Here is a 10,092-nt window from a genome sequence, read left to right as displayed (position 1 = left end):
AGCCGAAACCGGACCCCGACGCGGAGCCCGGGCCCGACGCGAGGTCCGGGCCCGACGCCGAGCCGGACGGCGACGACGACGCCGCCGCCGAGCCGACCGCGCCGGAGAAGCCGGTCCGGGACAGCACTTTCGTGCCACTGCGCGACTCCGGTCGTTCCCCGACCGGTACCGCCGTGATCGGCGCGGTCACCGCCCCGCCGTCCGCCCCGCCCCGGGCGACCGTGGAGGCGCCGTCGGTCCCGGACGAGGTCCCGGCCCCGACCGGTCCGCCGCCGCCCGTCCCGGACGCGCAGCGCGACCCGCTGGAGCTGCTGGCCGAACTCACCAACCGGCAGGCCCCGCCGCCGTCGCCGCTGCGGTCGGCGCTGCGCCGGGTGAAGATCTGGACGCCGCTGGTGCTGCTGCTGGTGGTCCTGGTCGGCGTCGCCCAGGTCCTGCGGCCCCTGCCCGAGCCGACGTTGGTGATCACGACCGCCGAGACGCACACCTTCGACGGCGAGTCGCCGAACGTGCCGTGGCCGGAGGAGGGCCAGGCGGCGCTGGACGTGGACGGGGTCGCGACGTTCGGCACGTCCGGCGAGCAGGTGCCGGTCCCGATCGCCAGTGTCACCAAGACGATGACGGCCTACCTGATCCTGCGCGACCACCCCATGGGCGTGGACGAGGACGGCGAGGACATCCCCGTCGACCAGCAGGCGCAGGACGACTACGCCCTCGGTGAGGACCGCGGCGACTCGGTCGTGGACGTGCGCGCCGGTGACACCATCACCCAACGGGAGGCGCTCCAGGCGCTGATGATCGCCTCCGGCAACAACGTCGCTTGGCTGCTGGCGCGTTGGGATTCCGGTGATGTGGAGACCTTCGTCGGGAAGATGAACGAGGCGGCGGCCGAACTCGGCATGGACGACACCGTCTACACCGATCCCAGCGGCTTCGACCTCGACTCGGTCAGCACCGCTGCCGACCAGGTCAAGCTGGGCCGGGCCGCGATGGAGGACCCGGTGCTGCGCCAGGTCGTCGGGGTCTCCGGTTACACCGACCAGTACGGCGAGTCCCACCCCAACGGGAACCCGCTCGTGCCGGTCAACGGCGTCGTCGGCATCAAGACCGGCAGCCGCACCGCCGCCGGTGGCAACTTCCTCTTCGCCGCACGGCAGGACGTGGACGGGGAGAGCCAGTTGATCGTCGGCGCGGTGCTGAGCCAGCCGCCGCACCCCTCCGACAACTCGATAAGGACGGGCGCGGTGACCGCTGCGGACGCGCTGATGACCTTCGCCCAGCAGCAGTTGGAGACGGAGCAGGTGCTCAGCGAGGGTGACGTGGTCGGCCATGTCGACGACGGCATGGGCGGACGCACGCCGCTGGTGGTCAGCGAGGACGTGACGGCCGTGGGCTGGCCCGGCCTGACGGTGGACATCCGGCTGACGGATAACGGCGAGGACGGCGGACTGCGATCCGACACTCCCGCCGGCACCGTCGTCGGCAGCCTCACCGTGGGCGACGCCGACGGTGCCGTGGTCGAGGTCCCGGTCACCTTGCAGCGCGCCATGGAGGAGCCCGGAATCGGCGCGAAACTGCTCCGCCTGGGGTGAGGACACGCGCGGCCCTCGGAGGTCGCGCGCCGGAGCGTGATTCACCTCAGCCGATGGACCGAGGCCGGCCGAGCCGCCCGCCGCCCCGCACGTCGGGGCGGCGGGCGGTCGTCGTGCGGGCCTCTGGCACCGTGGTCAAACTCCACAGATCCGCCGTCGACCGGCGCGTAGGGGGCGCGCGGATGCCTGGTACGCGCCCCTGTCGGCGGCCGTGCCCCGACGGGCGCCGTGCCGCGCACCCGCCGCGCCGTGCCACGCCCCCGGGGCCGTCCCCGTGCACGTCAGCCACCCCGAACGAAGGGGCTGCCGTGCCACGTTGCGGCGCGCTACAGTCGGTTCTTTCACATGAGCTGTGACGCGGGGAAGGAGCGGCGTGATGATCTGTCCGTCATGCGGCTCCACCCGAGGACGTCGGCTGAACAACGGCAACTGGGTGTGCAACGACTGTGGCGCGGTCACCGCAGGATGAGGCGGCGTGGCGGGACCTGGATCCGGCCACCCGCGAACGGCTCGACTTCCTCGACCCGGAGGACTTCACGGTGGGCCCCACCCGGGAGGGCGCCGAGCAGTGGGAACGCTTCACCGCGATCCTCGACAAGGCCGAGCGCTACCGCACCCGCCACTGACGCGTGGCCGGGCAGCCGGCGTGCCCCCGTGCGGGGCGTTCCCCGCACGGGAGCACCAGCGGTCACGCGCAGGTGTCGAGCATCTCCGTCAGCGCGTCGAACTCCTCGTCCGTGACGGTCAGTTCGTAGGTGTGCTTCACGGAGGTCCAGGCGAGGCCGTACTCGCACCAGTAGGACTCCATCGGCTGCCAGTCGGCCGGGGTCTGGTCACCCTTCGACCGGTTGGAGGAGGCGCTGACCGCGATCAGCTGCGGATTCTCCAGGTCGTTGGCGAACGCCCGGCGGGTCTCCTCGTCCCATGAGTCGGCGCCCGAGCGCCAGGCGGCGGCCAGCGGCACGATGTGGTCGATGTCCACCTCCGAGGCGGCCGTCAGCGTCTCCCCGTCGAAGGCGCTGTACCACTCACCCGCCTGCGGCTGGCAGTTGTCGTCCGTCTCGACGCCGGTGCCGTCCCGGACGAGGACGTGCTGCCGGGCCGTGCAGCCGTCGGTGCTCTGCCAGTGCGGGAACTCGTCACGCGAGTAGCCCGCCATCGAACCCTCCTCGGCGACGGTGAGTTCGCCGAGCTGTGCGCGGCCCTCCTCGGCACCGGGGAGCCCCGGCAGGCTTCCCTCGGCGCTCTGGCCGCCCTCCGGCGCCGGTTCCCCGGTCACCTCCTCGGCGACGTCGTCGGCGGACGGCAGGGAGAGCGTGTCCTCCCCGCAGCCCGTCAGGGTCACGCCGAGCGCTACCGCCAGCGTTCCCACTATCAGTTGATGCCGCCTCAGATGCCGCCTCATGCGCGATGCCGCCCACTTTCCGGGTGCCCCCGGCGGGAGCACGTGTTCCGCCGGGAGGCTACCCGGCCGCGCGCCGGACAGGCCCGCGGGACGGAGCGCGCTTCACGCGTTCACTGTGTTCGCGCCACCATGGCGCCGCCCGGCCGCCACCGTCGCTCCCGGCCGGGCGCCCGCGTACGCCCTGCTCAGCGCCGCCTCCGTCCGGGTCACCGCCACCGCCCACGGCATGTGGGCCGCCTGGCGCCCGGTGACGGGAGCCCGCCACGAGGCCGGGCGTGGCGGACACACCTCGGCCGGCCATCGCCCACCCGGGCCACGCGGTGGCGGCCGCCGTCACCCGGAGGTGGCCACGCGCCGGGCCGGGGCGGGGCCTGCGGTACCGGGCCGCTTGGCCGATCACGGGTGCGTACCCGGCGTCCTGCGGGACAATTGGGCATGCCGGACCCCGAACGACAACGTGGTCGAAGGGTGAACATGCCAGCGAACACCGATCTCCGCCGACGCCGCGCCGAGGTGACGGACGCCTGGTCACGGTGGGTGCCCACCCTGCGGGCCGCGGGCCGGACCCCGGACGGCGCCGCCGCGCGCCCCGAGGTGGCCGACTCCTGGCAGCGCTCCCTGGTCACCGTCGACCCCGGACGCCACTGCGCCCCCGTCACCGACGGCGGCACCGTCCACCCACGATGGGCGGCCTCCCCGCTGCGGGGCCCCGTCACCGCCGTCGCCGGGGAACTCCGAAGCATCGCCGAGGACGCCGGATTCATCGCCGCCGTCACCGACGAGACCGGGACGATCCTGTGGACCTGCGGCGGCCGGGTGATGCGCCGCAAGGCCGAGCGGGTGAACTTCGCCCCCGGCGGTCGCTGGAGCGAGCCCGCCATGGGCACCAACGCGCTCGGCCTGGCGCTGCGCACCGGCCGGCCCAGCATGGTCTTCTCCGCTGAGCACCTGGTCGAGGCCCTGCACGGCTGGGTCTGCTACTGCGCGCCGATCCACGGACCGGACGGGCGGGTGCTCGGCGTCGTCGACCTCTCCAGCACCTGGGACCGCTCGCACCCGCTGGCGATGTCGGCGGTGCGCTCCGTGGTCTCCTCGATCGAGGCCCGTCTCCTGGACCCCGGCGCCGGCCGCCCGCCGATGTCCACCCCGGGCGCCACGCCCGTCCGGACTTCCGCGCCCGCCCCGTCCGCACTGCGGCTCACCTGCCTGGGCGACCGAGCGGAAGGGGAGTGCGACGGCGCCGCGCTGCGGCTGCCACCACGACAGCTGGAGATCCTCACCCTGCTCGCCCTGGAGCCCCGCGGCTTCACCCCCGCCGCCCTCCGGCTGGCGCTCTGGGGCGACCAGCCGGTCAGCGACTCCACCCTCAAGGCCGAGGTCTCCCACCTGCGGCGCGCCGTCGGCGGTGACATCGCCAACCGCGTCTACGCCCTGAGCCGGCCCGTCGACTGCGACGCCGTCCATGTGCTGCGGGCGCTGGACACCGGAGACGTCGCCGGGGCGCTGCGCCACTACCGGGGGCCACTGCTGCCACGGTCGGACGCGCCCGGCGTCGTCGCGTGGCGGCTCCGCCTGGAGGTCGCGACACGGGCGGCGGTGCTGGCCTCCGGCACCCCGGAGGAGCTGCTGCGCTACGGCGAGGTCGCCCCCGACGACGCGGAGGTCCACGAGCAGGCGCTGCGTCGCCTCGGGCGGCACGACCCCCGCCGCGCGGGCGTGCTCGGCCTGCTGAGCGCCGCACTCGCCGACTGAACGGCGCCCGTCGCAGACCCTCCGCCGTCCCACGCCCCGGCGCGCGGTGCCGCCCGCCGCGCGCTCTGCGTGCCCGCCAGGTGACCCGCTGTACGACCGCGCGCACCGCTCTGAACTGCGCGCCAACCTTTCGCCAACCCGCGCGCGCGAAAGTGCCGCAACGGTGGCGCCGCGGCCACGAGGGCCGGTGCGCTGCCGAGACCGTCCGGACGGACCGTGCCGAGGGAGAGCCGCCATGGTGTACGCGCAGCCAGGAACCGAAGGCAGCATCGTCAGCTACGACAAGCAGTACGAGAACTTCATCGGGGGCGAGTGGGTGGCGCCCGTCAAACAGCAGTACTTCGACAACCCCTCACCGCTCACCGGTCAGACGTTCTGCCGCGTCGCACGTTCCACCGCCGAGGACGTCGAGCTGGCGCTGGACGCCGCGCACGCCGCCGCGCCCGCCTGGGGCCGCACCTCCACCACCGAGCGCTCCCGCATCCTCAACCGGATCGCGGACCGCATCGAGGAGAACCTGGAGAAGCTGGCCGTCGCCGAGACCTGGGAGAACGGCAAGCCGGTACGCGAGACGCTCGCCGCCGACCTGCCGCTGGCGGTCGACCACTTCCGCTACTTCGCCGGGGTCATCCGCGCCCAGGAAGGCAGCATCGGGGAGATCGACGGCGACACCATCGCCTACCACTTCCAGGAGCCGCTGGGCGTCGTCGCCCAGATCATCCCCTGGAACTTCCCCATCCTGATGGCCACCTGGAAGCTGGCGCCCGCCCTGGCCGCCGGCAACTGCGTCGTCATCAAGCCCGCCGAGCAGACCCCCGCGAGCCTGCTGCTGGTCATGGACCTCATCGCCGACCTGCTGCCGCCCGGCGTCGTGAACGTCGTCAACGGCTTCGGCACCGAGGCCGGACGGCCCCTGGCCTCCAGCTCCCGGGTGGCCAAGGTCGCCTTCACCGGCGAGACCACGACGGGCCGCCTGATCATGCAGTACGCCAGTGAGAACATCATCCCGGTCACGCTGGAGCTGGGCGGGAAGAGCCCCAACATCTTCCTCGACGACGTCACCGCCGCCGACGACGACTACCTCGACAAGGCCGTCGAGGGCTTCGTCATGTTCGCCCTCAACCAGGGCGAGGTCTGCACCTGCCCCTCCCGGGCGCTGATCAGCTCCTCGATCTACGACGCCTTCATGGAGCGCTGCGTCGCGCGCACCAAGGCCATCACGGCCGGCGACCCGCTGGACCCCGCCACGATGATCGGCGCGCAGGCCAGCAACGACCAGCTGGAGAAGATCCTGTCCTACCTGGACATCGGCAAGCAGGAGGGCGCCGAGGTGCTGGCCGGCGGCAACGCCCGCACCGTCCCCGGTCTCGACGGCGGCTACTACGTCGAGCCGACGATCTTCCGAGGCACCAACGACATGCGGATCTTCCAGGAGGAGATCTTCGGCCCGGTCGTCTCGGTCACGACCTTCGACTCGGTCGACGAGGCGCTGAAGCTCGCCAACGACACCCTGTACGGGCTGGGCGCCGGCGTGTGGACCCGGGACGCCAACAACGCCTACCGCCTCGGCCGGGGGATCAAGGCGGGCCGGGTCTGGACCAACTGCTACCACGCCTATCCCGCGCACGCCGCGTTCGGCGGCTACAAGAAGTCCGGCATGGGCCGCGAGAACCACAAGATGATGCTGGAGCACTACCAGCAGACCAAGAACCTGCTGGTCAGCTACTCCCCGAAGAAGCTCGGGTTCTTCTGATGAACGACCCGGTGAGCGACTTCGAGAGCGAGGGCGGTGCGGAACCGCCGGAGCCGCCCGAGGAGGACGAGGAGGCCGAGGCGGCCGACGCCGGGCCGGGCACCCCGCTGGAACGGGTGACCCTCACCGACGCCGCGCGTGAACTCGTCTCCCGGCTGGAGCAGTCGCACGGTCCGCTGATGTTCCACCAGTCCGGCGGCTGCTGCGACGGGAGTTCTCCGATGTGCTACCCGCGCGGCGAGTTCCGGGTCGGCGCCTCCGACGTGCTGCTCGGCACCCTCGACGGCGGGACGCCGTTCTGGATGAGCGCCGACCAGTACACCTACTGGAAGCACACGCTGCTCACCGTCGACGTGGTACCCGGCCGGGGCAGCGGCTTCTCGCTGGAGGCACCGGAGGGTGTGCGGTTCCTGCTGCGCTCGCGTGTGATGACCGACGAGGAGAACGCGCGGGCCGAGGCCGGCCCGCCACCGCCCACCGGGGCGGACGCCGGCCCCTGACCGGGCGGCGGCGCCGGGCCGTTCCGTCGCCCGTCCGTCTTCCGGCCTTCGTCCAACCGCCGTCCGTGCGGTTCCGGTCCTGTTCCGGAACCGGGCGGACGACGGGAGCCCTCATCTCCCGCGTAGCATCGTGGAGTTCCGCGACAGCGGACCGTGATGGCCGCGGCAGAGAAAGAGGCACGTATGGAAGAGCGGGTTTGCGGCAGGTCGGGGCAGCAGCTCTCGACCGTGGGACTCGGCACCTGGCAACTCGGCGGCGACTGGGGCGAGTTCCGCGAGGAGGACGCCCCCGCGCTGCTGGACGCGGCGGTCGAGGCCGGCGTGACCTTCTTCGACACCGCCGACGTCTACGGTGACGGTCGCAGCGAGCGTCTGATCGGCTCCTACCTGCGGGCCAGGCCCGACGTCCGGGTCACCGTCGCCACCAAGATGGGGCGCCGGGTCCCCCAGGAGCCCGAGAACTACACGCTCGACAACTTCCGCGCCTGGAACGACCGTTCACGCACCAACCTGGGCTCGGACACCCTCGACCTGGTGCAGCTGCACTGCCCGCCCAGCGAGGTCATCGCCTCCGACGCCGTCTTCGACGCGCTCGACACCCTCGTCGCCGAGAAGCGCGTGCGCGGCTACGGCCTGAGCGTCGAGACCTGCGACCAGGCGCTCGCCGCCATCGCGCGGCCCGGCACCGTCAGCGTGCAGATCATCCTCAACCCCTTCCGCCTGAAGCCGCTGGAGCGCGTGCTGCCCGCCGCCGAGGCCGCGGGCGTCGCGATCATCGCGCGCGTCCCCCTCGCCTCCGGCCTGCTCTCCGGCCGCTACACCGAGCAGACGGTGTTCGCGCCCGAGGACCACCGCACCTACAACCGCCACGGCGAGGCGTTCGACCAGGGAGAGACCTTCTCCGGCGTCGACTACGCGACCGGGGTGGAGGCCGCGGCCGAGTTCGCCCGCCTCGTCCCCGAGGGCGCCAGCCCCGCGCAGACCGCGCTTCGCTGGATCATCCAGCAGTCCGGCGTCACCACGGTGATCCCCGGCGCGCGCAACGCCGAGCAGGTCCGCGCCAACGCCGAAGCCGCTGCGCTGCCGCCGCTCTCCGACGCCGTACTCCACGAGATCGGCGAGCTCTACGACCGCCGCATCCGGCCGCAGGTGCACGACCGCTGGTGAACCGCGCGGCCGCCCGGCGACTGCCGCCGGGCGGCCGGCCGCCCGGCGGAAGTCACGGCAGCCACCAGGCGTACATGCCATGGCCAGGCCGGTTCGCCGCCACCGCGATGTCACGCAACTGCGCCACGGAGGGCGCCAGTTCCTCCGGACGCTCCAGCGCCACCCAGTACTCGCCCGCCGCCCAGCGGACCGTGATCCCCGGCAGCCGCTCGTCGGGAACGGACGCGAGAGCGGCCACATTGCCGTCGTGCACCCGGACCAGCTCCGCGTCCCCCTCGGGCGGCCGGCGCTCGACCGGCCAGCGCTCCAGCGACCGGTCCAGGTCGTAGCCGTCCTCCCCACGGGCGTGCGCGAACAGTTCGCCGAGCACCACCACCGGGTCGATGCCCTTCACCTCGCACACGGTGTGCCCGGCGGCCGTCGGGCCGTCCGGCACACACGCGGCGGCCTCCTCCGCCGTCGCGGCGAAATACTCGAAGTACTGGCCCATGGCGTGCTCCCCGTCCCGGCCCCGGCTGCGTCGCTGTCGTCGCCGACGCTACGACGAGCCACTGACAGCCGCCGTGGCCGCCCGCCGGCCGCTCTCCTGCCCGGCCCGTGACGCCGAGTTGGCCGCCGCGACACATCGCCGCCACAACACCGTGGTGGCGGCGCCCAGCGGGCCGATCCGTCCACACAGCGTTAACGCCCCGACGTCTGTCGTGCGTGCTCCTTCGTCGCTAGCATCTCTTCGCATGAGCAGTGAGAGTCTCCTCCGGCCAGGTCTGACGCGGCGCCGCGTCGTCGACCTGTGCCGTGTGGCCGGCAGCCTCTGTCGCCGCCCCGCGTAGCCGGCTCTCCACCTCCGCTCCGCTCCACCGCCCCCTCTCCCCGTCCGCGGACCCGTGCGTCCGTGCGTTCCCGGTCCGCGCAGCCGCGCACCTGTGGGGGGAGAGGTCACGCCTCGGCGAATCCCCGCGCGCCGCGCGCCGCTGACGTACACCCGTTTTCCCGGCCGGACAAAGGACATTCCCATGCCCGCAGATGACAGCACCAAGAACCCCGACGAGCCAGGTGACTCCGGGGAGACTCCCGGCCCCGGCGCCGACCGGTCCCCATTGGCCCGCGAACCCGCCGCCGAGACGGCCGCCCAACCCGCCGCCGAACCCGCCGCCGAACCCAGCGCCGGTACGGAGCCCGCCCACGACGCCGACACGGTCCGGCAGAGACGCCGGCGCGTCTCGCTGGCGCTCGGTGCCGCGGTCGTGGTCGCCGCCGTCGTGACCGCCGTCGCCGTCGGCAGCGGCTCCGGCGACGACAACACCGCCTCCGAGCAGCAGCGTTCGGGCACCGACTCCGCAGCCGACGCAGCCGACGGCGACAACGCCGGCCAGGCGCCCCCGGCCGCGACCGGCCAGAAGGCCGTCCACCAGGACGAGGTGCTGGTCACCACCGACTGGCTGGAGGACAACCTCGACAACCCGGACGTCGTCGTGATCGAGGTCAGCGAGAACCGCCCCGGCTCCGGCCTGACCTCCTACGAGGAGGGCCATGTACCGGGCGCCGTCGAGTTCGTATGGACCGAGCACTTCGTCCAGCAGGACACCCGGGACATCGTCACCCAGGAGGAGTTCACCGAACTCGGTCAGGCCGCGGGCATCAACGAGGACTCCACCGTGGTCCTCTACGGCGACGCCAACAACTGGTTCGCCGCCTGGGGTTCGTGGGTCTTCAAGCTCTACGGCACCGAGGACGTCCGGCTACTCGACGGCGGCCGCGTGAAGTGGGAGGCCGAGGGCCGGCCGCTCGACAACATCGCACCCGACCCCGAGCCCGGCGACTACCAGGCAGCCGAACGGGACCCGGAGATCCGGGTGTTCCGCGACGACGTCCTGGAGATCGCCACCGCCGAAGCCCCCGACGCCGCCCCCGCCCACCTCGGGG

9 protein-coding genes and 1 pseudogene are annotated in these 10,092 nt (G+C 72.9%); 8 read left to right on the top strand and 2 right to left on the bottom strand.

Features of this window, described 5'->3' with window-relative positions:
• Both E0D90_RS19220 and E0D90_RS19215 read left to right on the top strand, forming a co-directional pair.
• Positions 1-1,592, top strand: a pseudogene (locus E0D90_RS19220) (D-alanyl-D-alanine carboxypeptidase); the annotation flags it as partial.
• A gap of 446 nt (positions 1,593-2,038) precedes the next feature.
• On the top strand, positions 2,039-2,218 hold the full coding sequence (locus E0D90_RS19215; RefSeq protein ID WP_103504579.1) for a hypothetical protein: 180 nt from the start codon (positions 2,039-2,041) through the stop codon (positions 2,216-2,218).
• 62 nt (positions 2,219-2,280) lie between these two features.
• On the opposite strand, the gene E0D90_RS19210 is transcribed toward E0D90_RS19215, so the two are convergent.
• Positions 2,281-2,964: an HNH endonuclease family protein gene (locus E0D90_RS19210; protein WP_227870327.1), complete on the bottom strand. Its 684-nt coding sequence runs from the start codon at positions 2,962-2,964 to the stop codon at positions 2,281-2,283.
• Between the two features lie 507 nt (positions 2,965-3,471).
• Between E0D90_RS19210 and E0D90_RS19205 the strand changes: the two genes are divergently transcribed.
• The 4 genes from E0D90_RS19205 (at position 3,472) to E0D90_RS19190 (ending at position 8,169) form a co-directional block, all read left to right on the top strand.
• Entirely contained in the window at positions 3,472-4,749 is a 1,278-nt protein-coding gene (locus E0D90_RS19205) for an AfsR/SARP family transcriptional regulator (protein ID WP_130799405.1), read from the top strand.
• Positions 4,750-4,984: 235 nt separating this feature from the next.
• Positions 4,985-6,502 (top strand): aldehyde dehydrogenase, encoded by a 1,518-nt coding sequence (adh, locus tag E0D90_RS19200; RefSeq protein WP_103529256.1) that lies wholly within the window; start codon positions 4,985-4,987, stop codon positions 6,500-6,502.
• Positions 6,502-7,002, top strand: coding sequence for a DUF779 domain-containing protein (locus tag E0D90_RS19195; RefSeq protein WP_130799404.1), 501 nt, complete (start codon positions 6,502-6,504; stop codon positions 7,000-7,002). The genes adh and E0D90_RS19195 overlap by 1 nt, the downstream gene beginning before the upstream one ends.
• A 183-nt stretch (positions 7,003-7,185) precedes the next feature.
• The gene (locus E0D90_RS19190) at positions 7,186-8,169 is read left to right on the top strand and encodes an aldo/keto reductase (RefSeq protein ID WP_130799403.1); all 984 of its coding nucleotides are present in this window, start codon (positions 7,186-7,188) and stop codon (positions 8,167-8,169) included.
• Between the two features lie 52 nt (positions 8,170-8,221).
• On the opposite strand, the gene E0D90_RS19185 is transcribed toward E0D90_RS19190, so the two are convergent.
• Positions 8,222-8,659, bottom strand: coding sequence for a hypothetical protein (locus tag E0D90_RS19185; RefSeq protein WP_130799402.1), 438 nt, complete (start codon positions 8,657-8,659; stop codon positions 8,222-8,224).
• Between E0D90_RS19185 and E0D90_RS28500 the strand changes: the two genes are divergently transcribed.
• Both E0D90_RS28500 and E0D90_RS27965 read left to right on the top strand, forming a co-directional pair.
• Positions 8,553-8,999 carry a putative leader peptide gene (locus E0D90_RS28500; RefSeq protein ID WP_369008433.1) on the top strand — a complete coding sequence of 149 codons (447 nt, stop codon included), beginning with the start codon at positions 8,553-8,555 and terminating at the stop codon, positions 8,997-8,999. The two genes, E0D90_RS19185 and E0D90_RS28500, sit on opposite strands and share 107 nt — an antisense overlap.
• Positions 9,000-9,182: 183 nt before the next feature.
• A partial coding sequence (locus E0D90_RS27965) for a sulfurtransferase (protein ID WP_265415963.1) occupies positions 9,183-10,092 on the top strand: 910 nt, incomplete at its 3' end.

Source organism: Streptomyces otsuchiensis (genome assembly GCF_004305975.1).
GTDB classification, from domain to species: domain Bacteria; phylum Actinomycetota; class Actinomycetes; order Streptomycetales; family Streptomycetaceae; genus Streptomyces; species Streptomyces otsuchiensis.
The sequence above is the reverse complement of the archived record's forward strand: the minus strand, read 5'-3'. Positions and strand labels throughout refer to the sequence as shown.